The sequence below is a fragment of the Edwardsiella sp. EA181011 genome (assembly GCF_000800725.1).
GTDB classification, from domain to species: Bacteria; Pseudomonadota; Gammaproteobacteria; order Enterobacterales; family Enterobacteriaceae; genus Edwardsiella; species Edwardsiella anguillarum.
Map to the genome: position 1 here is coordinate 3,770,174 of NZ_CP011364.1, position 24,791 is coordinate 3,794,964.

Here is a 24,791-nt window from a genome sequence, read left to right on the forward strand (position 1 = left end):
GGATTAATCGCGCTGTTCGCGGCGGCGGAACTCACGCTCGTCGCGACGGCCGGGGATGGCGCCCCAGATGCGCCGAACGTGCACCGTCACCTCTTCACGATCGTGATACAGCTGCTTGGCCGCAATCTGCGCGTTGATGCCGTTCTCTTTCAGCACCTGCGCCAGCGTGGCCAAATTCTGGCTCACCTCTTCATAGCGCTTCTTCATCGGTAACTTCAGGTTGAAGATCGCCTCCCGACACCAGCCGTTGACCAGCCAGCGCGCCATCAGCGCCGAGACTTTGGCCGGCTTCTCAACCATATCGCACACCAGCCAGTCGTTATCCCCCTCCGGCGTAAAGCGGAAACCATCGGCGCGGTGATGGGTCACCTGCCCGGTATCCATCAGGCTCGGCGCCATCGGGCCATTGTCGATGGCCTGCACCATCATGCTGCGCTGCACCAGCTGATAGGTCCAGCCGCCGGGGCAGGCCCCCAGATCGACGGCGCGCATGCCGCTGCCCAGACGCTCATCCCACTCATCCGCAGGGATAAAGACGTGGAATGCCTCCTCCAGCTTGAGGGTAGAGCGGCTGGGGGCGTCGGCGGGAAACTTCAGGCGAGGGATCCCCATATAAAACGGCGAGTTATTATCGCTATACGAGTAACCGACGTAGCAGCAGCCCGGCGCAATAAACAACACGTGCACCACCGGACGATAGGGATTCTCCTGGCGCAGCAGGGTACGCTGCTCACGCAGCGCCGCGCGCAGCGGCACGGTGAACTTACGGCAGAACTTCAGTAGCTCTTTGCTTTCGTTGGTATCCGGCACCTCGACGCGCAGCTCACCGCCGCCATCGATAACCCCCAGCAGCATGCCGCAGATCGGCGCGATGCGATCCTCCGGCGGCAAATCCTTCAGCAGCTCGCCGACCACCAGCATCTGACGGGCAAAGATCAACTCCCGGAACGGCAGCTTGCGCGCCAGTTTATCCGCATCGTCTGGCTGATAGCACTCAAACAGCACGTAGCCGCTGTTCTCTTTCACCCGGGCAAAACCGTATACCTCGAGGGCCGCCGCCTTATCGGTGATCTCCGCCGCACACTCTTTCTCAAAGCCAGGACGGCAATACAAAGCAAGTCTATTCATGGCGTTCCGCCCTCTTTCCCATGCGCATCGCGCCAATCAACATCAATACCCAGCCAATCAGGAAGCAGGTGCCGCCGATCGGTGTGATATACACCCAAATTTTAAGCTGCGATAGCGCCAGACAGTAAAGACTGCCGCTGAACAGCACGGTTCCCAGCGCCAGCAGGGCACTGCTCCAGTAAAACCACAGATTGCTGCGGCGCAGCATCAGCGCCGCCAGACCCAGGATCGCCAGCGTATGCACCGCCTGGTACTGCAGTCCGGTATGCAGCCAGGCCATCTCTTTGGCCCCCAGCGTATTACTCAGTACGTGGGCGCCAAATGCGCCCAGCGCCACAAAGATAAAACCGCTAATAGCGGCGAATAAAATCATGGAACGGCTACTCATTACGCGACCTTTTCACCCTTTTTCCTGGCGCACGCCGGCGCCATCCGATTCATAGCGGAAGCGGAATTTCTCCTGCTCACCGGCGGCCCTGGCCAGTATCCACTGGCGAAAAGCGGCTATTTTACCCAAATCTGCCTGCGCGTCTTGGCAAACCAGATAAAAGGCGTTTTTACTGATCAGGACATCGTTAAACGGGCAGACCAGGCGCCCGGCCTCGATCTCCGTCTGCGCCATCACATTATTGACCAGCGCAATCCCCTGGCCGTGTACGGCGGCCTGCACCACCATCGCGCTGTGGCTGAAGATTGGCCCCTGCTGCACGTTGATGTGCTGCAGGCCGAGCTGCCGAGTATAGGCCAGCCAATCGCGGCGCGATGTGTCGTGCAGCAGCGTATGATAAGCCAGATCGGCCGGATCTTTTAGCGGATGTTCCCCCAGCAGCAGCTGGGGCGAACAGACCGGCATCAGATATTCGGCATACAGCCGCTCGACCCGCAGCCCCGGCCAGTGACCGCGGCCATAGAAAATGGCGACGTCGACGTCGTCCGCCAGTTTACCCTCCTCCCGATCCACCGCCTGAATACGCACATCGATGCCAGGATAGGCGCTGTTGAAGCCGGAGAGGCGCGGCACCAGCCATTGAATGGCGAAGCTCGGCGGCAGGCTTACGGTCAGCGCCCCCTTGGCGCTCCGCGCCTGCAGCTTGCGCGTAGCCTCGTTCAGCGCAGAAAAGATCTCTTTGATATCAAGATAATAGCTCTGCCCCTCTTCCGTCAGCAGCAACGAGCGGTTGCGGCGGCGGAACAGCTTCAGCCCCAGAAAATCCTCCAGCGATTTGATCTGATGGCTGACCGCCGCCTGTGTCACGAACAGCTCCTCGGCGGCCTTGGTAAAACTCAGATGTCTGGCGGCAGCATCAAAGACGCGCAGCGCATTCAGAGGCGGTAATCGTTTCGACATATCGGGTCACTTGTTATCAAATGGTTACCAACTGTTAACCTGATGTTTACACATTAGTTTTTTTTATCCGAGACATTATAATTTGTCCGTTGAGGATAGGCCAGCAAATACCTATAGTGGCGACACTTCCCAGGCCGGAACGAAAAAGCAGGAATGACTCTTTTCAGGAATGCTTTTGGCTTTGTGGTTGTGATGTTGTGTTTGCAAGTTGTCTGACACCTTTCAGACGTGGTAGCGGCGTAAGCCCCTGCCGTTTTTCACTTCCTGTACATTTACCCTGTCTGTCCATAGTGATTTAGTAGCACCGCCCGTTGCGGTGCTTTTTTTTCGGCGCCGCGGCGCGGAAAAGCGCATACAATCGCTTCATCATCGCCCTTTACCAGTTTAAAATGCCCGCCATTAAGGCCCGCGCGCCGGTCCGCTCAACGCGGGCCGCGGTAAATTGTGAGCCCGCTCTCGGATTAATCCTGTTAATCCTGAAGCCGCTTCACGTCCCGTTTCCGCGCCGTATTACAGAGATCCCGCCTATGACATTTGACTTTATGGCGCTGCGCCGCGACTTCCCCGCGCTGGAAGCGGACAGCGTTTACCTGGATAGCGCCGCCACCGCACTGAAACCGCGGGCGGTGCTGGAGGCCATCCAGGCCTATTACACCGGCCACGGCGCCACGGTGCACCGCAGCCAGCACGCGGCGGCCCGACGCCTTACCGAACGCTTTGAGAACGCCCGGCGTCAGACGGCGGCGCTGATCGGGGCCGATGAACATGAAATTATCTGGAGCAAAGGCGCGACCGAATCGATCAACCTGGTCGCCCAGAGCTACCTGCGGCCGCGCCTGCGACCCGGCGATCGGATCCTGGTCAGCGAGGCCGAGCACCACGCAAATCTGATCCCATGGCTGATGGTCGCCGAGCAGTGCCAGGCTCAGGTCGTCCGCCTACCGGTCGATGCGCTCGGCCTGCCGGACCTCAGCCGGCTTCCGGCCCTGCTCGAATCGCGCCCGCGCCTGCTGGCCCTGGGGCAAATGTCCAACGTCACCGGCGGCTGCCCGGATCTGGCGCAGGCGATCGACCAGGCGCATGCCTGCGGCTGCGCCGTCATGGTCGACGGTGCGCAGGGGGTGGTACACCATCCCCTTAATGTGCACGCCGCCGACGCCGATTTCTACGCCTTCTCAGCCCATAAGCTGTATGGCCCCTGCGGGCTGGGCGTACTGTACGGCAAACGCGCGCTGCTGGAGGAGATGCACGCCTGGCAGGGCGGCGGAAAGATGCTGACCCACGCCGACTTTAACGGCTTTACGGAGCAGGCCGTACCGCACCGCTTCGAGGCGGGCACCCCCAACATTGCCGGAGTGCTCGGCTTTGCCGCCGCCCTCGACTGGCTGGCAGAGATCGATCGCCCCGCCGCCGAGCGCCACTGCGTCGCGCTGGCGCAGCAGGCGGAGGCGGCGCTGAGTCTGCTGCCCGGCTTTATCAGCTACCGGGCGCCCAACAGCGCGCTGTTGGCGTTTAACGTTGCCGGGATCCACCACAGCGATCTCAATACCCTGATCGCCGAGCAGGGCGTCGCGCTACGCAGCGGCGTACACTGCGCGGCGCCGCTGATGCAGGCCCTTGGCGTCAGCGGCACGCTGCGCGCCGCCTTCGCCCCCTACAATACCCCTGCCGATGTCCAGGCGCTGGTGCAGGCCGTCGGCCGCGCCGTTTCACTGCTTAACGAGGATCCGCTATGAAGGCACCGCACCCCTTTGGCCGTCAGATCACCGCACAGACCCTGCGTCAGCGCTTTGCCGGACTGATGCAGTGGGAAGATCGCTACCGCCAGATTATCATGCTGGCGCGCGAGCTGCCGCCGCTGGATGAGACGCTGCGCTGCCCGCAGGCGGAGCTCGCAGGCTGTGAAAACCGGGTCTGGCTGGACGGAGAGCGGCTGGAAGACGGCACCCTGCATCTGTACGGCGACAGCGAAGGGCGCATCGTCAAGGGGCTGCTGGCGATCCTGTTGACCACCGTCGAAGGGAAAACGCCCGCTCAGGCGCTGGAGAGCGATCCGCTGGCGCTGTTTGGCGAACTCAACGTCATGGCGCAGCTGAGCGCCTCGCGCAGCAGCGGGCTACAGGCCCTGGCGCAGGGCGTTGCAGCGATTGCCCGCCGCTATGCCGACGCGGCGCGCTGAGCGCGGCGAGCCAGCAGTTTTTTCAGGGCATGGGAGACCGCCACAAAGCCAAAGCTGGCGGTCACCATCGTCACCGAGCCAAACCCGGCGCTGCAGTCCATGCGCTTCGGCCCCTCGGCGGTGCTGCGCTGCGCACAGACGCTGCCATCCGGCTGCGGATAGACCAGCGCCTCGCTGGAGAAGACACAGTCGATGCCCAGCTTTCCCCGGCTGTTCTTCACGATGCGGTGATCCGCCTTCAGGCGTTCGCGCAGCTTGGCCGCCAACGGATCCTGAATGGTCTTGGCCAGATCAGCCACCTCAATGCGCGTCGGATCGATCTGGCCGCCGGCGCCGCCGGTGGTCACCAGTGGGATCTTGTTGCGCCGACAGTGCGCCAGCAGCGCCGCCTTGGGTCGTACGCTGTCGATGGCATCGATCACATAGTCGAAGCGGCCATCGATCAGCGCGGCCACGTTATCCGGAGTAATAAAGTCATCCACGCAGGTCACCCGGCACTCGGGGTTAATCTCCCGGATCCGCGCGGCCAGTGCCTCGCCCTTAGGCTGTCCGACGGTGCTGCGCAGGGCCTGAATCTGCCGGTTGGTATTGGTCACGCAGACATCATCCATATCGATCAGCGTAAGGGCGCCGATCCCGCTACGCGCCAGCGCCTCTACGGCCCAGGAGCCAACGCCGCCCAGGCCAATGACACAGAAGTGGGCACCGGCAAACGCCTCTAGCGCCGGGCGGCCATACAGACGCGCAATCCCGCTGAAGCGTTGCCAATAGGCGTCAGAAAATGGTGCAGTCATGGGAGGTCCCCTATCAAGCGTGAAAACTGCCGGGCAGTATAGGGGATAGCGAGAAAAACAAAAGGGGCACGCATGCCCCTACGTTCCCTATCCCGCGCGCCTCAGTTACGTACCAGCATCTGCCCGCCGTCGTGGCTAGCGCGCTGCGGGTGGTAGGCGTTAAACAGCGGCGCGCCGCTCTGCGGCGTTTTCAGCAGCCAGACCCGGCCATAGTGATTGTAGTAGCCAGCCCAGTGTCCGGCCTCCGGACCGATCCCCTGATAAATGTCAAAATGCTGTCCCTTGATAGCGCCGCCCACGTCCAACGCCACCATCAGGCGCATCTGGTAGCGCCCGGTGAATTTTCCCTGCGCGTTGAGCTGCGGTACTTCGGCCAGCAGCACCGATCCCGCCGGGATCAGCGAACGGTCCGACGCCACGGAGGCCTTGGCGATCAGCGGCACGCCGCTGGCGCCTTTTACCGGTGCAAACTGCTCCGGCTTAAAGAAGACAAACGAGGGATTCTGCTCCAGCAGCTCGCGCACCTCGGTGCGGCTGTGATCATCGGCCCACCGGCGGATCGCCTGCATCGACATATCCGCCCTGGCCACCTCGCCGCGATCGATCAGCACCTTGCCGATGCTGTGATAAGCATGGCCATTCTTGCCGGCGTAGCCAAAAAAGGTCAGGGGCTGGCCGTCGCCAAAGTCAACGTAGCCGCTGCCCTGCACCTCCATCATAAAGTTATCCATCAGCGAGTTGCTGTAGGCGATCTCCAGCCCGCGGTTATCCAGGGCGCCATCGTAGATGGCCGAGCGCGCCGGCAGGCGACCACGCTTATGCGGCATGCGGTACAGCGGATACTGAAACGCCCCCTGGGGATGGGGGCGCGCCTCCACCACCGGCGTGTAATACCCGGTAAACTGCACGTTGCCAAAGTTATCTACGCCCTCCATCTGGTAGGCGTTCAGGCCAAACTGCGCGAGTTTACGGGTATCGGCCCCGGCCATCAGCCATTCGGTCACCGCCTCAAAATTACCGACGTGGCGGCCATACAGCGACGGCGAGGCCTGACGGATGGCGTCCACCTGTTCCACAAAGTCTTTGCCGTTAACCGGCTTACCCTTGGCATTCGGATGGTTAACCAGCGCCAGCGGCTGGTTCAGGGTGCCATCTTTATACTGCTGACCGCGATCCGTCGGCCGGGAGGAGCACCCGGCCATCAGCGCCACCAATAACCCACATACCGCGTATTTTCCCCAACGCCCTTTCATCTCTCGCCTTCTTTTTTGCAATCGGTTACCACCGGCGAACCATAACAAACCCCTATCGTGAAAGGAATTAGAGCGAATAAAAAAATCACCCACATCCATATCATGATTAAAATTAAAACAAGATGATGAATATTCCCGCGAACACATCGCGGATCGGTGATGTTTGTCAAAAAAATCTTGCATCCCGCCAGATGGCGTGTATTATTCGCCCTCATCGGACGCGGGGTGGAGCAGCCTGGTAGCTCGTCGGGCTCATAACCCGAAGGTCGTCGGTTCAAATCCGGCCCCCGCAACCAATCCGATGCGCAGTACACAATATGATAGCAGTATGACGGACGCGGGGTGGAGCAGCCTGGTAGCTCGTCGGGCTCATAACCCGAAGGTCGTCGGTTCAAATCCGGCCCCCGCAACCAATTGTGTGCAGCAGACAATGTGATAGCAGTATGACGGACGCGGGGTGGAGCAGCCTGGTAGCTCGTCGGGCTCATAACCCGAAGGTCGTCGGTTCAAATCCGGCCCCCGCAACCAATTTCGTCATCGACAATAAACACCTTAACCGGTGTTTTTTTTGTTTTTATCGCCCGGCCCACGGTCGGCGGGGCGCCCGTCCTTGCCTACCGCTTCACCGTCAACGCTTCGCCAGCTGCGCTCCGCTGGCAAAATAGGCCTTAATCCCCGCCAGAATCGACTCGGCCACCTGCTGCTGAAATGCGCTGGTGCGCAGACGCCGCTCCTCTTCTACGTTGCTGATAAACGCCGTCTCCACCAGAATTGACGGAATATCCGGCGCCTTCAGCACCGCAAAGCCGGCCTGATCGACGCGATTCTTATGCAGCTTGTTGACCCGCCCCAGGCGATCGAGCACCTCGCGGCCAAACTTCAGGCTGTCGTTGATGGTCGCCGTCTGCATTAGATCGAATATGGTGTGGTCCAGATACTGATCGCCGCTGCGGCTCACCCCGCCAATCTCATCCGACTCGTTCTGCGTCTGTGCCAGATAGCGCGCGGCGGTGCTGGTCGCCCCCTTGGTCGACAGCGCAAAGACCGACGAACCGCGCACCGTCCGGCTGGTGAACGCATCGGCGTGAATGGAGATAAACAGATCGGCGCGCTGACGGCGCGCCTTGGCCACCCGCACCTTGAGCGGGATAAACACATCCTCATAGCGGGTCATATACACCCGCATATTCGGCTGACGCTTAATCAGCGCGCTGAGGCGATGGGCTATCTTCAGCACGATGTCTTTCTCCCGGGTGCGGTTTTTACCGATGGCGCCGGGATCTTCGCCGCCGTGGCCGGGATCGAGCATAATGACGATGGGTCTGTCGCGCCCGGCCTTGCCCTTCTGCGGCCCGGCCTTGGGTAGAGAGCGCTCCAGATCCCCCTTGTTATAATCTTCCAGCAGCGCCAGCAGCGGGTCATCCTCATCGTCCGCCCGCGCGGCGGGAGAGCCGGCGACCGGGTAGAGATCCACCACCAGGCGGTTCTTAAATTCGGCGACCGGCGACAGGGTAAACACCTTCGGGCTGACGTTCTGCTTCAGCTCCAGCACCAGACGCACCGTATCCTGATCAAACTGGCCGACCCGGGCATGCTTCAGGTAGGGATCGCCCCCCTGCACCTGATGACCGATCCCTTTCAGGACGCTGTTGAGATGCACCCCCTGAATATCCACCACGATACGATCGGGGTTGCTGAGCGCAAACTGCTTGTATTTGAGCGGCTGGCTCGACTCCAGCGTGACCCGAGTATAGGTCGACGACGGCCATACACGCACGGCGATCACCTGTGCGGACGCCGCGAAGCCGACGCGGCTGACGCTAAGGAACCAAGTGGCCGCGGCAGCCTGCAAGAGGCGGCGGCGCGTTAGGCTATGGTTGGAATCTGTCATGTAACCCCAGGGAACAACGCTGAAATACCCGCTCCGGCGCCCCGGCGCCGGGAAAAGACGGGCAAAACTTTAGCGAAACCGTCTGGGGATGTCATTAGAAAATCTGAATAGAGATTTAACAATCTATGTCCTTACCCGCGCGGCGGCGAACCCGCGCGGACAATTTGGCGCTTGCCTTTTGCTCAATTGCAGAATAAAAATACAGAATGAACGAATAGATATTCACAAAGGGACGATTATGAAGGAGCGCAGCACAGAACTGGTTCAGGGGTTTCGCCACTCGGTGCCGTACATCAATGCCCACCGTGGCAAGACCTTTGTCATTATGCTGAGCGGCGAGGCCATCGCCGAGGCGAACTTCGTCGGCATCATCAACGATATCGCGCTGCTGCATAGCCTGGGCATTCGTCTGGTCGTGGTCTACGGCGCCCGCCCGCAGATCGATACGCTGCTCCGAGAGCAGCGCTGCGATCCTCGCTACCACAAGCAAACCCGGGTCACGGATGCCCGTACGCTGGCGCTGGTCAAGCAGGCCGCAGGCCAGGTTCAGCTGGATATCACCGCGCGCCTGTCGATGAGCCTGAGCAATACGCCGCTGGCCGGCGCGCATATCAACGTGGTCAGCGGTAACTTTGTCATCGCCCAGCCGCTGGGAGTCGATGACGGCGTGGACTATTGTCACAGCGGGCGCATTCGCCGCATTGATGAGGCCGCCCTGCGCTGCCAGCTGGACGCCGGTGCCATCGTCCTGCTCGGTCCGGTGGCGGTGTCGGTCACCGGAGAGAGCTTTAACCTGACCACCGAAGAGATCGCCACCCACCTGGCCATTAAGCTGCAGGCGGAGAAGCTGATCGGTTTCTGCGCCGCGCAGGGGGTCAGCAACGACGACGGTAGCATCGCCGCCGAGCTGCTGCCCAACGAGGCCGAACGGCGCGTCGCGGCGCTGGAGGAGACCGGTGAGGGGGCCCTGAGCAGCACGCGCTTTCTGCGCGGCGCGATCGCCGCCTGCCGCAGCGGCGTAGGCCGCAGCCACCTGATTAGCTATCTGGAAGACGGCGCCCTGCTGCAGGAGCTGTTCTCGCGTGACGGCATCGGCACCCAGATCGTGATGGAGAGCGCAGAGCAGATCCGTCGCGCCAACATCAATGATATCGGCGGTATTCTGGCCCTGATCCGCCCGCTGGAGCAGCAGGGGATCCTGGTGCGTCGCTCGCGCGAACAGCTGGAGCGGGAGATCGAGCGTTTTACCCTGATCGAGCGCGATAGCCTGACTATCGCCTGCGCCGCGCTCTACCCTTTCCCCCAGGAGCGTATGGGCGAAATGGCCTGCGTGGCGGTGCATCCGGACTACCGCAGCTCAGCGCGCGGAGAGCAGCTGCTACAGCGAATTACCGCCCAGGCGCGTCAGATGGGGCTGGAGAAGCTATTTGTCCTGACCACCCGCAGCCTGCACTGGTTTCAAGAACGTGGCTTCCAGCCGGTCGAGGTCGATATGCTGCCGCAGCAGAAGCAGGCGCTGTACAACTACCAGCGCCGCTCCAAAATCCTGCTGACCGAGCTGTAGCCCCGCCGGGCGATCTGCGCGGGTGCCTCGCCACATGCCGCTTAATCGGCGGCGGCCAGCAGACGGGCCATCAGCCCGCTGCGCCGTTCGGTCGGCGTGCGAATGGCCCGCTCCAGCACCGGCCGGGTCGCAAAGAGCGTCAGCTGCTGCCGCGCCCGCGTGATGGCGGTATACACCAGCTCACGCGTCACCACCGGCGACGGCTGGGTCGGCAGCGCCAGCAGCGTATGGTCGAACTCCGATCCCTGCGACTTGTGCACCGTCATCGCCCAGGCCGTCTCATGGGGCGGTAGCCGGTTGGGCTGTACCGCGCGCGGCGCGCCGTCGCTGCCCATAAACCACACCTGCCAGCCACTCTGCTCATCGCCCAGCGTAATACCGATATCGCCGTTAAACAGCGCCTGACTGGCGTCGTTGCGGGTGATCATCACCGGACGCCCAGCATACCAGTGCTTTTGCCCCTCATGCGTGCGCCGGATCAGCCCCGCCCGCTGCAGCGTCAGGGCGATACGGTCGTTAAGGCCATGCAGGCCAAAGGGGCCCTCACGCAGGGCGCACAGCGGACGGAAGCGGGCAAACTCGGCCAGGATCTGCGCCGGCGCCTCTCCGCGCAGGATCCCCTCCAGCATCGGGCGATACCCCGCCAGACAGCACGTTAAGAGCGTCTGGTAGTCTTCATCCTGAGCGATTTCATGCCAATGCAGATCGGCAAAGCGATCCGCCAGGCACGCCATAGCCATCCGGCGATCGCCCCGATTGACGGCCAGCGCCAGCTGCCCGATCCCTGAACGGGCGTCGAAGCGGTAGCTGTGACGCAGCAGGCTGATGGCGTCACGCAGGGCGACCGCAGGCTGCGTCTCTCCGGCGGGGATCGGCGCATCGCACAGCCGGCTCAGCTCGGCCGCGCGCGCGGCGCTGAAGCCATATTCGGCAAAGCGGCACAGCTCCCCCAGCACCGCGCCGGCCTCGACCGAAGCCAGCTGATCGCGATCTCCCAGCAGGATCAGCTGCGCCTGCGGCGGCAGCGCCTCGATCAGCCGCGCCATCATCGGCAGATCCACCATCGAAGCCTCATCCACCACCAGCACATCCAGATGCAGCGGATTATCCCGGTGATAGCGCAAGCGGGCGCTGTCTGCTCGGGCACCCAGCAGGCGATGCAGCGTCAGCGCTTCGCGCGGCATCGCCTGTAGCTGATCCGGTGCCAGCGCCAATGCCGCCAAGGCCTGCCCCAGCGACTCGCCCAGACGCGCCGCCGCCTTACCCGTCGGCGCCGCCAGCTGAATGCGCGGCATCCGCCCTGGCGCCAGCGCGACTAACGCCGCCAACAGGCGCGCAACGGTTGTGGTCTTACCGGTGCCGGGGCCGCCGGAGATCACCGACGCCCGGCGCGTCACCGCCACGGCCGCGGCCACCTGCTGCCAGTCCGGGCGCTGGGCCGTAGTCGGGAACAGGCGATGCAGCACCGACGCCAGCGCCTCATCGACCCGCCGCGGCTGCACACAGGCGTCGGCGAAAAAGGCCGCCACCGTACCCTCATCACGCCATAGCCGCTGTAGATACAGGCAATCGTGGCTCACCACCAGCGGCGTCGCCCTCTCGCCGCCGCTGACACAGGGCTGCGCCAGCAGGTAGTCCCGCCAGCGGGCGACGTCCCATCCCGCGAGCAGTGCAGGCCAGGCATCGGCCTGCTGCGGAAAGCGCTGGCTCAGCGTCGCCGTATCCAGCGCCGCCAGCGGCAGGCAGACATGCCCGGCGGCCAGCTCTTGGCTAACCAGCGCCGCGGCCAGCGCCAGGTGCAGCTGCTGCGGCCCGGCCAACAGCGTGGCAAACTGTAGATCCAGCGGGCGCAGCGTACGCTGCTGCGCCATCTGGGAGAGTAGGGACTCACGCATCGCTATCCTCCTGTTCCCCGGCAAACAACGCATCCAGCGCCGTGACCAGCGCCTCCTCGGGGCGGCAGGCAAAGACCCCCTGCCCCGGCTCAGCGCCCGCCATGCCGCGTAGGAAACAGTAAAAGACGCCGCCGAAGTGGCGCTGATAGTCATAATCCACCAGCCGATGACGCAGATAGCGGTGCAGCGCCAAGGTATACAGCTGATACTGCAGATCATAGCGGTGCGCGATCATCGCCGCCGCCATCGCCGGGGGAGTATAGGCTGCTCGATCCTCACCCAGCCAGTTGGACTTATAGTCCAGCAGGTAATAGCGCCCCCGGTGGCAGAAAACCAGGTCGATAAAGCCCTTCAGCATGCCCTCGACCTGGCTGAACGCCAGCGCCTCACACTGCGCCGACAGCGCATCGTGGCGGCGGATCAGCGCATCCAGCGCCTCCGCCCGCAGCGGGCGGGCAATCGGCAGATAAAACTGCAGCTCGGGCTGGCGCTGCGACGGGGCCAGATCGCTCAGGGTCAGCCCGCTCTCATCCAGCGGCGTCTGCAGGATCTGCGTCAGCCACTGCGCCAGCGTTGGCACCCATGCCAAATCGATCCCCTGCGCCAGGCACTGCTCGGCCAGCCACGCCGGATCCGGCGCCGCGGCGAAGTCCAACTTCTCCAACAGGCCGTGTAAAAAGGTTCCCGGCGCCGCGCCGCGTGGAAAGGTGTGGGCGCTGAAGATCGTCGCCGCCGCCGTGCGATTCTCGCCGGCGGCATCGATATCCAGGCGCGGCAACAGCTCCAGATAGGTGCTAGCGCCGTGCTGCTGCAGCGCGGAGTAGCTGGTCACCCGCCAATCATCCTGCAGACGACGGGTAAAGCGGCGGGCGCAGAGCGCGCGCGGCGGTATCGGCTCAGCCTGCCACGGAGTTCCCTCGCCGGGAGAGAGGATCTCCAGGCGAATCTGGTCATTCGACAGCGTTTGCAACGCCTGCTTCAGCCCTTCGGCATCGCAGGGCTCGGCGCGCTGCAGCAGATAACCGATAGCGCCGTGATGCAGATCGCTCTCATCCTGTTTACGGCGATTTCCAGACACCAGCGGGGCGATACCCAGCGCACAGTGATACACGGCACGCGTCACGGCGACGTACAGCAGGCGCAGATCCTCCGCCAGTCGCTCCTGATCCGCCAGCGCCAGCGCATCATCGTCCGCACACAGATCCAACACCGCCTGGTGGGTGGCCCTGTCATGGTACAGCCCCTGCCGCTGACGGCGGAACGTCGCCACAAAGGGCAGGAAAACCAGCGGAAACTCCAGCCCTTTGGATTTGTGAATGGTGATCACCTGCACCAGATGGCGATCGCTCTCCAGACGCATTTGCTGGCTTTCCGCCTGCGGCTGCGGGCTGTCGATCTGCTGGGCCAGCCAGCGCACCAGCGCCGGCTCGCTGTCCAGCTGCGCCGCGGCCTCCTGCAGCAGCTCGCCCAGGTGCAGAACGTCGGTCAGGCGGCGCTCGCCCCCCGCGGTCGCCAGCAGGTTCTCCGCCAGGCGGCGGCGCCCTATCAGCTCTCGCAGCATCGGCAGCACCCCGCGGCGCTGCCACTGACGGCGATAGCCGTCAAACTCATCCACCACCGCATCCCAGCGCCGCTCATCCTGACTCAGCGCGCCCAGCGCCGCCGCATCCAGCCCCAGCAGGCCTACGGCCAGCGCGCTGCGCAGGGTTCGGCTCTGGGCCGGCGTCAGGATCGCCTGCAGCAGCCACAGCAGGTCGCGCGCCTCCGGTGTCGAGAAGACGCTGTCGCGGTTGGAAAGATAGACCGAGGGGATATTGAGCGCGCTCAGCGCATCGCGCATCACCGTCGCCTCGTGGCGGCTGCGTACCAGGATGGTCATATCGGCGGCGCACAGCGCGCGTCCCGCCTCGCCGTCATCACCGCCGGTCAGTCGCGCGCTGCCCCGCTGACCGGCGCTGAGCCAGTCACGGATCTGCGCCGCGCAGCGGCGCGCCATCGTCTGCAGATACTCCTGCGCTGTGCAGCCGGGAACATCATACAGCCACAGCGCCATCGCCGACTGGGGCTCACCGTCGATCGTCAGCCGGCGTCCCGCGTTGGCCGCGGCGGAGTCCACCGGTACAAAGGGGATCTCTGCGAACAAAAACGGCGCCTCCAGGCGTAAGAACAGCGCGTTGACGGCCTGTACTACGCCAGGCGCCGAGCGCCAGTTGGTCTCCAGGGTATAGCAGGCGTCCACCGCCGCGCGCGCGCGCAGATAGGTGAAGATATCCGCGCCGCGAAAGGCGTAAATCGCCTGTTTGGGATCGCCGATCAGCAGCAGCGCTATCTCGGTCGACCTGGCGTCGTCTGCGGTATAAATCCGCTGGAAGATACGGTACTGCAGGGGGTCGGTATCCTGGAACTCATCGATCATCGCCACCGGATAACGCTGGCGAATCGCCGCGGCCAGCGCCGCGCCGCCCGCACCGCCCAGCGCCTGATCCAACCGGGTTAGCAGGTCGTCAAAGCCCAGCTCAGCCCGGCGCCGCTTCTCCAGCTGTACGCCGTCACGGATTTCACCGAGCGCACGCGCCAGCATGAGATCGCGCAGCGACAGCGGCTCGGCCAGCAGCGACTCAATCTCCGAGAATACGCTATGGCACGGCGGCGCCCCCTTGCTGGTTTTCTCCAGCAGCGTCGCCTGTGCAAAGCGCGCGATCGACGACGGCAGCTGATAGTCACGGGTCTCTGCCTGCGCCCAGGCCGACACCTCATCCATCCACTTGGGCAGATAGCGGCTGCTGTAGCTGCGCTTGTCGACGCCCGAGGCGGCGATCAGGCCGGCCACCTGGTGCGCATGCTCCCGCCACGCGTCCTTGACCCGCTCAATGCGGGCCAGCAGGGTCTGATGACGCTGCGCCAGCGTCTCCTGCGCGTCGGGCGCCGGACGCAGCAGCGGCATCTCGCCGGACAGATAGGGCTGCAGCTCGGCCAACAGCGCCTCTGGACCGCTCCATAGCTGGCTGACCGCCGCCGCCAGATCGGCGGAAAGGGGATAGCAGTGGCGACGCCAGAAGTCAGCGCAGGCCTGACGGCGCAGCGGCAGCTCGTCCTGCAGCAGGGTCTGCTGAAACAGCACCCCGGACTCGAAGGCGTTGTGGCTGAGCATGCGCTGACAGAAGCCATGAATGGTGTAGATGGCGGCCTCATCCATCTGCCGCTCCGCCGCCAGCAGCAGAGAGGCCGCCAGCGCTCGATCGGCTATCTGCGCCAGCAAGCTGGCAAACAGCGGATGGCCGCTCTCGCCGCGCAGGCAGGCCAGCCGCAGCGCGTGAATATTGCTGCGGATGCGGCCGCGCAGCTCCTCGGTGGCAGCCTCGGTAAAGGTCACCACCAGGATCTCCTCTACCGCCAGCGGGCGCGGATAGGCGTTTTCCTCGCCCAGGCCCAGCAGCAGACGCAAGTAGAGCGCGGCCAGGGTAAACGTCTTCCCGGTGCCGGCGGAGGCCTCGATCAGACGGGCGCCGCGCAGCGGCAGGGTCAGCGGATCCAGAGTCTGCGTCGGCATTGGCGCGCGCGGCGCCGGCGGAGTCGACGGCGTCATCAGCGGGTCACCTCTATCTTCAGCGTCTTTTGCAGCGCGCTGGCGTCCGGGTAGCGCGCCCAGCCGGCCGGCTGGGCATACTGTCCCTGGGTGCTCTGTCCCATAACCTGCGACAGCAGCGCCAGCCCCTGCGGCGCCAGCACCGCCTGGCGGAAGAAGCGCTGCAGATCGGCCCGCGTCAGCCCCTCCAGCGCGGCGATCAGCCTGTCACGGGTATCAAAACTCAGATTGCCGCGGGCAAAGTCCCCCTGGAAACGGTCGGCCTCCTCGGATAAGGTTTGCGGCCGCTGACGCAGCTGGGTCACCAGCGCCCCGCGATATTGGCTGAAGTCCGCCTCGCTTAGCGCGGCCAGCCGCTGCTCCGCCTGGGCATAAAAGGCCTGATAGCGGCCATAGAGATAGTCGGGCGCCCGGCTGCTGCTCTGCAGCAGGAAGGCCAGCCCCCACTGGCGGCCAACCGACGTCGGGAAGACAAACAGCGCATAGGCCAGCTGCTCCTGGGTGCGCAGCCGATCGTAAAACCATGGCTGCAGGATCTGGCTCAGCAGCTGGCTGCGCGCCATGCCCTGAATCTCATCATAGCCGGTGGGCACGTAGACGGCCGCCAGCGCAGAGTCGCTGCTGCTGCCCGGCCTATCCAGCGTCGCCAGCGATGTTCCGCCGACCACCACGTCGCGGCCATACCACCAATGGGTGCCGCTGCAGTGCAGCTGGGCGCTGATGCGATCCGCCAGCAGGCGTACTTGTTCAGCAGAGAGGTTACCGACCACCATCAGATCCGGGGTCGCCGCACGGATCAGCCGCTGACGGTAGACTAGGATATCGTCCAACGTTATCGACGGCAGCATGGCGCGGCGCGCGGCGCGCTCGGCATAGGGCACGCTGGAAAGCGCGCGTACCGGCTGCATCGCCATCTCAAAGGCCTTGGCCTTGTCGGCGGCGTCCAACTGCTGGCTGTACCAGGATTTAGCCTGCGCCAGCTGATCCGCCGTCGGGGTAAATCCGGCATAGCCCTCCAGCAGCGCGCTAAGCAGCTGCGGCAAACGCTGGGTAAAACCGCTGGCGCTGATCAGCAGGCCATCGCTATAGCCGGTAGAGAAACCGATGCCGCCCACCGACGCCTGATAAGAGAGTTGATCCAGCGCCAGTCCGGCCAGATAGTCCGTCAAGGCAAACAGCACCTGGCCGCGCGGATCGTCGCTGTCGAGCGGGTTACGCAGCGCCAGGGTGATATCGGCCTTGGGCTCATCGGCAAAATAGCGGCTCGGCATATACAGCGCGCGCAGCCCCGGACGGGAGACGATCGGCTGCGGATACGCTGGCGTCGGAGATACCGGCTTAATCAGGGTAAAGTTATCCGGAATATAGGGATTCAGGGCCGGCAGCGACAGGGAGATATCGCGCCCGTCGCGCTGCCAGCGCGCCAGCAGGGTCGGCGTGATGCGTTCAACCTGATAGGGGGCATCGACAAAGTAGGCCATCTTATTGTGCGGCTCATCGGAACCGATAAACCAGATGCGCGCACGCTGCGGGGTCATGCTGTCCAAGCGAGCGGCGATCGCCTTGGGATCGAAACGATCGGCCAGATAGGGCGCATCCAGGACGTGTTCGACCGGCACCCGCAGCATCATATCAGCCATCCACTCGACGTATCCCATATTGCGCGTCACCGACGGGTAGCGGAAATCGAGCGCCAGCACATGCGCTATCTCGTCGAAGTAGCTCTGCTTGATGCCCTGGGTGCGCAGCAGGCGCAGATAGTCGTAGACGGCCGCGATCACCCGGCCCCGTTCGGCCACCCCTTTCTCAGTCAAGGCAACGTTGATATTGAACACCCCGCCGTTGCGATCTGCCATCGGATCGGCGCCGGCGCTAACGGACTCCGCCAGCCCCTGGCGCTGCAGCCAGTCGGACAGCATATTCTTGCTGCGGTTGCCAATCAGATAGCTGATATAGGTATCCGTTTTACTGCGGAACGCCGCGCTATCGTTGGGAATGCGGTACTCAATGCGCAGCATCCGCCGCGGCTGAGCCGGGACATAGTGAATGATGATCCCCTGCTGCGCCGGTGTCACTACCGGCACATCGATCGGCGCGACCGTCGCATGTCGATTGGGAATGCGGCCAAAGCTCGACGCCGCCAGCGACGCCAGCGCGGGAAGCGGCTGGTTACCGTAAACCACCCCCACCATCAGATTGGCGGAGTAGTAGCGCTGATAAAACGCCACCAGCTGCTGATGCAGACTGCTACCCGGCTTATCGCGCAGGGTCTCCAGATTCCCCCCGGAGAAGCGGGCGCTGGGGTGGGCCGGGTTCAGGGTCTCGGCAGAGACCTGCTCCATGCGCAAACCGTCGCGCGAGCGCGCAAGCGTCAGCTCGGCATTCACCGCGTGGCGCTCGCGATCGGCGTTCCCTTTGTCCAGCAGCGGCTCGGCAATGGCGTCCGCCAAGCGGTCCAGCGCCGGGGCCAGGGCATCGTTTTCCACCTGCAGATAGTAGGCGGTGCGGTATGAAGCGGTGCTGGCGTTATAGCTGCCGCCGTGCTTTTTCAGGAATTCCGACAGATTGTCCGGCTGCGGGAACCGTTTTGACCCCATCAGCACCATATGCTCCAGATAGTGGGCCAGCCCCAGTTGACTGTCCGGATCGTCCAGCGATCCCACCGGCAGCGCCAGCGCCGCCAGCGCATTCGGCGCCTGTGGATCGGAGACCAGCACTACCTTCATGCCATTATCCAGGCGGATGGCTTGATAGGCGCGCGGATCGCCGGCGCTCTTGTTGATGCTCTGCGCCAGCGGCTGCCAGCCCTGCGCGGCAGCGCCGAGCGGCGCCCAAAACAGCAGTAATATCCACAGTACGATGGTCGCACTTTGTCTACGTATCACGTCCTATCCCCTCTTGCCCCTGTCCTGGGTGCCCCCGAAAACGCACCCGCCTGCCCGCTCCCCGCCGTCGCGGAGGATCACGCCAAATTATGATGCAGCAGCGGTAAATAAAAGCGCTGCGCCTGTGCTTCGAGCTCTCGCTGCGCCGCGTTATCCAACGTGCGCACCACCCGCTGCAGATAGGCATCCTGCCCCTCTCCCGGACTGAAGGCATCCCCGTTCCACGCCTGCAGCAGACTGCCGTGCGCCTTGGCGAGCCGAGCATCGTCCGTCGTCTGTAGCTGTCCCGTTTCCTTATCATAACAGCACTTCAGCCATTGCCATCCGCTGCGCGTCAGCAGCAGCGGCGCCTGCATCCCCTCGCGATAGCCCTCGATCAGGCGCACCAGCTCACGCTCGGCCTGCGCCGCATCGAGTCCGGCAAAGTGCCACGTCGTATTCTTGCGCCCAAACATCCAGCTATCGCCGCCCCCCTGAGCCAGGCAGAACAGCAAGTGCTCTATCCACAGCACGATCCCGTCCGTCGCCCCCAGCTCTGCGGGGCGCCAGCGCACCAGCCCTGACGCCTGCGCCTGCGGCAGCCAGCCGGTCAGGCGGCATCCGTCCAGCGTACGGTCGATCTCCAGGCTCTCCCCCGGCAGGAACAGATCGCCGACCCGCTGCGCCAGCTGCGTCATCTCGTCGCACTGCGCCTGCCACCACAGCGCACCGAAAGCGCCAAAGGGCAGGGCTCCAGCAGCGCGGATCTGGCGATACAGTGTCTCGATCTCATCGCCACCGATCAGGCGGTTAAGCAGCAGCTGGTTGATCTGATAGCGGCTGAGCGCATCCAGCGTGAAGGGCTCCTCCTGCGGCAGCTCACTCTCCTCACGGATAAAGCTGACCCCCAGACGCTGCTGAAAAAAGGCCCGGACCGGATGACGGTAAAAGCGGATCAGCATATCCAGCGTCAGGTGTTCCAACGGCAGCGGCGCCAGCCGGGCGGCAAACGGCGGATGCTCGATCCCCTGCCCGCAGGCGGCCGGCAGCCATTCACTGGCGTAGCTCTGGAACTCGCCCTGCGGATCGAAGTTCTCGGCATCAAACGGCACCCGCGGGTGCGTATGGCACAGATGCGCCATCACCCGTTCGGCGCTGCTGTCCACGTCCAGCGCCACATCCTGAGCCAGACAATGGCTCTGGGCGATATACTCCAGCAGCTCACTGACCAGCACGCTGGGATAGCGTGCGCTGTTATCCTGGACCGAACGGCCAATGTAGCTGATGTACAGCCGCTGCTGCGCCGACAGCAGCGCCTCCAGAAACAGGTAGCGGTCATCGTCACGCCGGCTGCGATCGCCGCGCTGCGCTTTCCCCGCCATCAGATCAAACCCCAGCGGCGCCAGGGTACGCGGATAAACGCCGTCGTTCATTCCCAGCAGACACACCACCTTAAACGGGATTGAGCGCATCGGCATCAAGGTGCAGAAGTTGATCGGCCCGGCGAGGAAGCGCTGGCTGATGCGCTGATTATCCAGACGGGCGGTCAACTCGTCGCGCAGCACCGTGATCGGCAGCGTCTCGGGATAGGCCGACGCCAGTCCCTCTTCAATCAGCTTAAGCCACTGCTGTTCGATCAGCGCACACACCGCTTCGCTATCGGCGTCGGTGACAAAAAAGTCATCCAGCAGCGCCCGGCACAGCGGCTGCCACTGCGCCAGCGTCTGCATCTGCCCCAGGCGCTGACGCCAATCGCGCAGCGCCGCCAGAAACTGCGCCAGCTGCCCAGCCAGCTCGGCGATCGTCCCGCTGGACTCATCGTAGGGCAGCACCCCCTGCCACTCTCCACTGCGGCTGTCCATGGCATAGCCCAGCAGCATGCGCGTCAGGCCAAACTGCCAGGTATGCTGACCGGTCGCCGGCAGCGCCAAGTCACGCACCGCGTCATCGTCCAGCCCCCAGCGGATCCCGGACTCCTCCACCCAGTGGCGCAACAGCCGGATACCGTCATCGTCGATATCAAAGCGCGCCGCCAGCGCCGGCACCTCCAGCAGCGCCAGCACCTGCTCGGCGTTAAAGCGGCTATGGGGAAGATCGAGCAGCGCCAGCAGCGCCTGCACCACCGGATGCAGCTGGCGGGCGCTGCGGTCCGAGATTGCGAAGGGCAGATAGCGGGCGGCCGGTGCATTGCCGAAGACGGCCTGAATAAAAGGCGCATAGCTGTCGATATCGGCCACCATCACGATCACGTCGCGGGCGCTCAGCGTTGCATCGGCGGCGAACATATCCAGCAGGCTGTCGTGCAGCACCTCAACCTCGCGCTGCGGGCTGTGGCAGACGTGTACGCTGATGCTGCGATCGTCCGACGCCAGCCGCCGCTTCTGCCGACTATCCTGCAGCGCCGGCGCAGCGGCAGCGATACAGGCGTGATCCTCCAGCTCCAGCATATCCCGCTGGATGCGCTGCAGCAGGGTATCCTGCGCCAGGTCAACAAAGGCGCTGACCTCCTGTGGGCCGTGCTGGGCCAGCAGATACATATGATCGCGTCCCAGCTTGCCCCAGGAGGCCAGCAGCGGATTGCTCAACGCCTGCTCGCCCTCCTCGCTAAACAGCGCAGCGGCCTGCTCCGGCACACGAAACAGCGCACTCTGGCTATCGCCCAGACTGCACTGCGCCAGCAGGTAGTCGCGGCGGCGTCGGCTTTGCAGCCGCGCCAGAAACGCGTAATCCTGAATGTCGCCCCAGTAGTAACGACAGGGATTGATGAACATCAAATGCACATCAATGTGCTCACCCAGCGCGCGTAGCGCCTCAAGGTAGACCGGCGGCAGCGCCGAGATCCCGCAGATAAAGACCCGGCGCGGCAGCCCCGGCGGGGCGCCGTCGCTCGCCTTCAGCGCCTGAATGAAGCGTTGATATAGGTTGGCGCGGTGCCACTGGGGCTGGCCTAGCTGCTCGGTATAGTCACGCAGCGCCACCCACAGCGGCGCCTGCCACTGCTGCGCGCTGTCCAGCCCCTCGATCAGTCCACCCTGCTCCCAGCGCTGCAGCCACTCGGGGCGGTAGACCAGATACTGGTCATACAGGTCGGCAATCCGCGCCGCCAGCTGAAAATGCTTGCGCCGATCCGTATCGTCGCTCAGATAGTGCGCCAGCGGGGCAAACGCCGGGCGATCGAGGAACTGCGGTAACAGCCACATCAGCTTCCAGGTCATGGCATCTTTGCTAAAGGCGCTGCGCTGCGGGATATCCGGCAGCACCTGGGTAAACAGCTCCCAGATAAAGGTGGCCGGCAGCGGAAAGTCGATATTGGCGGCGATGCCGAAGCTGCGCGCCAGCTCCATCTGCAGCCACTGGGACATCCCCGGGCTTTGCACCAGGATCACCTCGCGCGCAAAGGGCGTCTCCAGCGGCTGCCCCTGCATCAGCGCCGCCATCAGCTGCGTCAGAACATCCAGTTGATTGGAGTGATAAACGGTAAACATAGCCTCTCCGGTGGGGCCCGCCCTGCTGCGCGGCCTGTTGGGTGTGCGCCAAAGCTACCGCGATCGCCCGCTAAGGGCAAATCAACTTTGCCAGGCTGACAGGCCGCCCCCGCGGCGGGGTGAGCTCGCACACCAGCAGACGACAGGATCCCGCGGCGCGCAGCCCCAGCGTCCGGCTCCACCCCGGCGGCACCCCCTCCTCCGACGGCGCCTGCAGCGGCAGCGTCGCCTGCGCCAGCGCGCCGCGTGCATAGCGCCAAGCCTCCTGACGCTGCTCCTGCGCCCGCTGCGCATGCAGCAGCGTGCGCTGAGTCTGCACCAGCCCCATCAGTCCGACGCTGGTCAGCAGCAGCGCCAGCATCACCTCAACCAGCGTGCTCCCCTGCTGCAGGGCAGACGATCCCCGCGGGCACAAAGTCGCTCCAGCCGCCGGGCAGCGCCCGATATCGTTGATCCCGCTCATGCGCCTCTCCCTCTAGATAGCGTACCCGAACCAGTGGATAGGTCAGCGGAGACGGCTGGCCAGACACACACAGCAGCGCCCGCTGCGCATCCAGTGCGCGAATGCAGGCGTACCACGACGGCGCCAGCGCCCGGCATTGCCAGTACGGCCTGGCCTGCCAGCGCAGGCGCTGCGCCCGCGTCAGCCAGAGATCGGCCTGCACCTCGGCGTACCAGTATCGCTGCTGCGCCGCGCTACGCTGCAGCAGCGCCGTGGTTTGCGCCTGTTGCGCCAGCACCCAGCCCAATGCCAGCGCCAGCGCGGCCAGCAGCGTGCCCAACAGCGCCGCGCCGCGCTGACGCCTCACGGGGCGGCTGGCCGCGCTAGATTCGGTGCGGCCAGCCACTGCCGCAGCACCAGCGGCGCATCGGGGTATCGCCGCTCCGCCAGGCTCAGGGTCAGCTGAAAGGTCGCCGCGCGACGGACAATACGCAGCGCATCGATCCGCCAGCGCCGCTCATCGCTCACCCGCTCCCAGCCGCCGCCGTCACAGAGCGTGGCACCGCGCCGCACCTCCAGCGCCCCCTGGCGCAGACGCCAGCCAAAGCGCTCAGCCTCCTCGACGGCGCCATCGCCGTCCAGATCGTAGGCCAGCAGCACGCAAGAGCCGCCTGGCTCCCCGCGCACGGCGGCTATCTGCACCGGCGGCGCCGGACGGCGACAGGGCGCCGCGCAAAATCCGCTGCGGCGCAGATCCTTCTCCAGCCGATCCAGCAGCCCCGCCGCTTCCTCCATGCGCTGCAGCTGACGCTGAGCGGCCAGCCCCTGACGCCGCAGTTCACTGACCAGGCGCAGGGTGGCCGACATCACCAGCGCGCCGAGAAACAGTCCCACCATGATCGACAGCAAGCTCATTCCCCGCTGACATCGCACGCCGTCAGCGCCGACACTCCATACTCTGCGCACAGCCTCACCCTCCCCTGCGCCGACCAGATCACCCGGACGGCACGCCGCTCATCGCTCAGGCGGAGATGCCCTGGACGCGCCGTATTGCGGACGCCGTAAAACCCGGCGTCGGCAGACATCTGCGCCTCCAGGCGCAGCGGCGCTATCGGTATAAAGGCCGCGGCGGCGCGACAGTCGTCCTGCGGCTGCGCCACCAGGCAGGCCACTCCCCCGCGGCCGCGGCGAAACAGGATAGGACGCCCCCCGTTGCTGCGAAAGGCCTGCTCGCGCAGCGTCAGCAGATACGTCTGCAGGCGTAGCCCCTCTGCCAGCATCCGCTGCTGATCGCGGCGCGGCAGCCAGAGCGGTAGCGCCGCGGCGGCCAGCATCGCCAGCACGCCACAGACCAGCATCACTTCCAGCAGGGTGTATCCCCGCGGCGCCTCCCGCATGACCGCCCCCATTCGCACGATGGCACGGCGGCCCTCGCCGTGGCGGCATCCAGCCTAAGCTGGCGACGACGGCAGGCCAAGCGCTATCGCGGCGGGATACGGCTGACGCCAATAAAAAACGCCGGCACAGGGCCGGCGTTTACAGAGGAGTATGCGTCGCTGCGCATTACACGGCGACGGGGGCTTTAATCGCCGGGTGCGGATCATAACCTTCGATGATGAAGTCCTCGAAGCGGTAGTCGAAGATCGACGCGGGACGGCGCGCCAGCGCCAAACGCGGCAGTGCACGCGGCTCACGGGTCAGCTGCAGCGCCGTCTGCTCCATATGGTTACTGTACAGATGGGTATCCCCGCCGGTCCAGACAAAATCGCCGACCTGCAGATCCAGCTGCTGCGCCATCATATGAACCAGCAGCGCATAGCTGGCGATATTGAACGGCAGCCCCAGGAAGACGTCGCAGGAGCGCTGATACAGCTGGCACGAGAGGCGGCCGTCGGCGACATAAAACTGGAAAAAGGCGTGGCAAGGCGCCAGCGCCATCTGATCCAGCTCGCCCACGTTCCAGGCCGACACGATGATCCTGCGCGAGTCGGGATCCTGGCGCAGCTGCTCCATCACCTGACTGATCTGATCCACCTGGCGGCCGTCGGTGCAGCCCCAGGCGCGCCACTGCTTACCGTATACCGGGCCAAGATCGCCGTTGTCATCAGCCCACTCATCCCAAATAGTGACGTTATTCTCATGCAGGTACTTGACGTTGGTCTCCCCGTTAAGGAACCACAGCAGCTCATGAATGATCGAGCGCAAGTGGCACTTCTTGGTGGTCACCAAGGGAAAACCCTGCTGCAGATTGAAACGCATCTGATGGCCAAAAATCGACAGGGTGCCGGTGCCGGTACGATCGGCCTTGGGTGTCCCCTCTGCCAGCACTTTTCTCATCAAATCCAGATACTGTTTCATGTCA

The 24,791-nt window shown here is 64.2% G+C and carries 18 protein-coding genes and 3 tRNA genes; 6 read left to right on the forward strand and 15 right to left on the reverse strand.

All coding sequences use genetic code 11. The features are described from left to right. Nucleotides 1–3 precede the first annotated feature (3 nt). From rlmM to QY76_RS16705, 3 genes are read right to left on the reverse strand one after another with little or no spacing between them, the layout of a single operon-like run. On the reverse strand, nucleotides 4–1,128 hold the full coding sequence (gene rlmM / locus QY76_RS16695; RefSeq protein WP_034163206.1) for a 23S rRNA (cytidine(2498)-2'-O)-methyltransferase RlmM: 1,125 nt from the start codon (nucleotides 1,126–1,128) through the stop codon (nucleotides 4–6). Further along, nucleotides 1,121–1,516 (reverse strand): DUF423 domain-containing protein, encoded by a 396-nt coding sequence (locus tag QY76_RS16700; protein WP_015460996.1) that lies wholly within the window; start codon nucleotides 1,514–1,516, stop codon nucleotides 1,121–1,123. The genes rlmM and QY76_RS16700 overlap by 8 nt, the downstream gene beginning before the upstream one ends. A gap of 12 nt (nucleotides 1,517–1,528) precedes the next feature. Continuing rightward, a complete protein-coding gene (locus tag QY76_RS16705; RefSeq protein WP_034163205.1) occupies nucleotides 1,529–2,476 on the reverse strand; it encodes a transcriptional regulator GcvA in 948 nt (315 codons plus the stop codon). Nucleotides 2,477–3,003: 527 nt separating this feature from the next. On the opposite strand from QY76_RS16705, the gene csdA reads away from it, so the two are divergent. Both csdA and csdE read left to right on the forward strand, forming a co-directional pair. Continuing rightward, complete coding sequence (gene csdA / locus QY76_RS16710) at nucleotides 3,004–4,212, forward strand: cysteine desulfurase CsdA (protein ID WP_045425220.1); 1,209 nt, start codon at nucleotides 3,004–3,006, stop codon at nucleotides 4,210–4,212. After that, a complete protein-coding gene (csdE, locus tag QY76_RS16715) occupies nucleotides 4,209–4,655 on the forward strand; it encodes a cysteine desulfurase sulfur acceptor subunit CsdE (RefSeq protein WP_045425103.1) in 447 nt (148 codons plus the stop codon). The genes csdA and csdE overlap by 4 nt, the downstream gene beginning before the upstream one ends. Here the strand turns inward: csdE and tcdA are convergent. Both tcdA and mltA read right to left on the reverse strand, forming a co-directional pair. Next, nucleotides 4,634–5,449 carry a tRNA cyclic N6-threonylcarbamoyladenosine(37) synthase TcdA gene (gene tcdA / locus QY76_RS16720; RefSeq protein ID WP_012847585.1) on the reverse strand — a complete coding sequence of 272 codons (816 nt, stop codon included), beginning with the start codon at nucleotides 5,447–5,449 and terminating at the stop codon, nucleotides 4,634–4,636. The genes csdE and tcdA overlap by 22 nt on opposite strands. A gap of 101 nt (nucleotides 5,450–5,550) precedes the next feature. Then, the gene (gene mltA / locus QY76_RS16725) at nucleotides 5,551–6,702 is read right to left on the reverse strand and encodes a murein transglycosylase A (protein WP_045425105.1); all 1,152 of its coding nucleotides are present in this window, start codon (nucleotides 6,700–6,702) and stop codon (nucleotides 5,551–5,553) included. Between the two features lie 219 nt (nucleotides 6,703–6,921). On the opposite strand from mltA, the gene QY76_RS16730 reads away from it, so the two are divergent. From QY76_RS16730 to QY76_RS16740, 3 genes are all read left to right on the forward strand, one after another. Further along, nucleotides 6,922–6,998, forward strand: a tRNA-Met gene (locus QY76_RS16730). A 40-nt stretch (nucleotides 6,999–7,038) separates the two neighbouring features. Further along, nucleotides 7,039–7,115, forward strand: a tRNA-Met gene (locus tag QY76_RS16735). 38 nt (nucleotides 7,116–7,153) lie between these two features. Further along, nucleotides 7,154–7,230: transfer RNA gene (locus tag QY76_RS16740), tRNA-Met, on the forward strand. Between the two features lie 100 nt (nucleotides 7,231–7,330). Here the strand turns inward: QY76_RS16740 and amiC are convergent. Further along, nucleotides 7,331–8,593 carry an N-acetylmuramoyl-L-alanine amidase AmiC gene (amiC, locus tag QY76_RS16745; protein WP_034163201.1) on the reverse strand — a complete coding sequence of 421 codons (1,263 nt, stop codon included), beginning with the start codon at nucleotides 8,591–8,593 and terminating at the stop codon, nucleotides 7,331–7,333. Between the two features lie 238 nt (nucleotides 8,594–8,831). Between amiC and argA the strand changes: the two genes are divergently transcribed. Then, complete coding sequence (gene argA / locus QY76_RS16750; protein ID WP_034163199.1) at nucleotides 8,832–10,157, forward strand: amino-acid N-acetyltransferase; 1,326 nt, start codon at nucleotides 8,832–8,834, stop codon at nucleotides 10,155–10,157. 41 nt (nucleotides 10,158–10,198) lie between these two features. Here the strand turns inward: argA and recD are convergent, their stop codons facing one another. The 9 genes from recD to thyA all read right to left on the reverse strand — a co-directional run bounded on the left by recD (nucleotide 10,199) and on the right by thyA (nucleotide 24,787). Beyond that, nucleotides 10,199–12,052 carry an exodeoxyribonuclease V subunit alpha gene (gene recD, locus QY76_RS16755; protein ID WP_045425107.1) on the reverse strand — a complete coding sequence of 618 codons (1,854 nt, stop codon included), beginning with the start codon at nucleotides 12,050–12,052 and terminating at the stop codon, nucleotides 10,199–10,201. Next, nucleotides 12,045–15,638 (reverse strand): exodeoxyribonuclease V subunit beta, encoded by a 3,594-nt coding sequence (gene recB / locus QY76_RS16760; protein ID WP_081854069.1) that lies wholly within the window; start codon nucleotides 15,636–15,638, stop codon nucleotides 12,045–12,047. Before recB ends, recD begins: the two co-directional genes overlap by 8 nt. Then, a complete protein-coding gene (gene ptrA / locus QY76_RS16765) occupies nucleotides 15,638–18,520 on the reverse strand; it encodes a pitrilysin (protein WP_045425225.1) in 2,883 nt (960 codons plus the stop codon). The genes recB and ptrA overlap by 1 nt, the downstream gene beginning before the upstream one ends. A gap of 80 nt (nucleotides 18,521–18,600) precedes the next feature. After that, on the reverse strand, nucleotides 18,601–21,987 hold the full coding sequence (gene recC, locus QY76_RS16770) for an exodeoxyribonuclease V subunit gamma (protein ID WP_045425109.1): 3,387 nt from the start codon (nucleotides 21,985–21,987) through the stop codon (nucleotides 18,601–18,603). Between the two features lie 70 nt (nucleotides 21,988–22,057). Next, nucleotides 22,058–22,402, reverse strand: a complete 345-nt coding sequence (locus QY76_RS16775) for a prepilin-type N-terminal cleavage/methylation domain-containing protein (RefSeq protein ID WP_225865136.1) — start codon at nucleotides 22,400–22,402, stop codon at nucleotides 22,058–22,060. Beyond that, on the reverse strand, nucleotides 22,353–22,796 hold the full coding sequence (locus QY76_RS16780) for a DUF2509 family protein (RefSeq protein WP_034163195.1): 444 nt from the start codon (nucleotides 22,794–22,796) through the stop codon (nucleotides 22,353–22,355). The genes QY76_RS16775 and QY76_RS16780 overlap by 50 nt, the downstream gene beginning before the upstream one ends. Next, complete coding sequence (locus tag QY76_RS16785) at nucleotides 22,793–23,344, reverse strand: peptidase (protein ID WP_034163194.1); 552 nt, start codon at nucleotides 23,342–23,344, stop codon at nucleotides 22,793–22,795. The genes QY76_RS16780 and QY76_RS16785 overlap by 4 nt, the downstream gene beginning before the upstream one ends. Beyond that, nucleotides 23,341–23,826: a prepilin-type N-terminal cleavage/methylation domain-containing protein gene (locus tag QY76_RS16790; protein ID WP_034163278.1), complete on the reverse strand. Its 486-nt coding sequence runs from the start codon at nucleotides 23,824–23,826 to the stop codon at nucleotides 23,341–23,343. The genes QY76_RS16785 and QY76_RS16790 overlap by 4 nt, the downstream gene beginning before the upstream one ends. 166 nt (nucleotides 23,827–23,992) lie before the next feature. Continuing rightward, complete coding sequence (gene thyA, locus QY76_RS16795; RefSeq protein WP_034163193.1) at nucleotides 23,993–24,787, reverse strand: thymidylate synthase; 795 nt, start codon at nucleotides 24,785–24,787, stop codon at nucleotides 23,993–23,995. Between the last annotated feature and the right edge of the window lie 4 nt (nucleotides 24,788–24,791).

Bases quoted from the DNA above. Each gene is read 5' to 3' on its own strand.
- rlmM (WP_034163206.1), bottom strand. From the start codon at position 1,128: ATGAATAGACTTGCTTTGTATTGCCGTCCTGGCTTTGAGAAAGAGTGT.
- QY76_RS16700 (WP_015460996.1), bottom strand. From the start codon at position 1,516: ATGAGTAGCCGTTCCATGATTTTATTCGCCGCTATTAGCGGTTTTATC.
- QY76_RS16705 (WP_034163205.1), bottom strand. From the start codon at position 2,476: ATGTCGAAACGATTACCGCCTCTGAATGCGCTGCGCGTCTTTGATGCT.
- csdA (WP_045425220.1), top strand. From the start codon at position 3,004: ATGACATTTGACTTTATGGCGCTGCGCCGCGACTTCCCCGCGCTGGAA.
- csdE (WP_045425103.1), top strand. From the start codon at position 4,209: ATGAAGGCACCGCACCCCTTTGGCCGTCAGATCACCGCACAGACCCTG.
- tcdA (WP_012847585.1), bottom strand. From the start codon at position 5,449: ATGACTGCACCATTTTCTGACGCCTATTGGCAACGCTTCAGCGGGATT.
- mltA (WP_045425105.1), bottom strand. From the start codon at position 6,702: ATGAAAGGGCGTTGGGGAAAATACGCGGTATGTGGGTTATTGGTGGCG.
- amiC (WP_034163201.1), bottom strand. From the start codon at position 8,593: ATGACAGATTCCAACCATAGCCTAACGCGCCGCCGCCTCTTGCAGGCT.
- argA (WP_034163199.1), top strand. From the start codon at position 8,832: ATGAAGGAGCGCAGCACAGAACTGGTTCAGGGGTTTCGCCACTCGGTG.
- recD (WP_045425107.1), bottom strand. From the start codon at position 12,052: ATGCGTGAGTCCCTACTCTCCCAGATGGCGCAGCAGCGTACGCTGCGC.
- recB (WP_081854069.1), bottom strand. From the start codon at position 15,638: ATGACGCCGTCGACTCCGCCGGCGCCGCGCGCGCCAATGCCGACGCAG.
- recC (WP_045425109.1), bottom strand. From the start codon at position 21,987: ATGTTTACCGTTTATCACTCCAATCAACTGGATGTTCTGACGCAGCTG.
- QY76_RS16785 (WP_034163194.1), bottom strand. From the start codon at position 23,344: ATGAGCTTGCTGTCGATCATGGTGGGACTGTTTCTCGGCGCGCTGGTG.
- QY76_RS16790 (WP_034163278.1), bottom strand. From the start codon at position 23,826: ATGCGGGAGGCGCCGCGGGGATACACCCTGCTGGAAGTGATGCTGGTC.
- thyA (WP_034163193.1), bottom strand. From the start codon at position 24,787: ATGAAACAGTATCTGGATTTGATGAGAAAAGTGCTGGCAGAGGGGACA.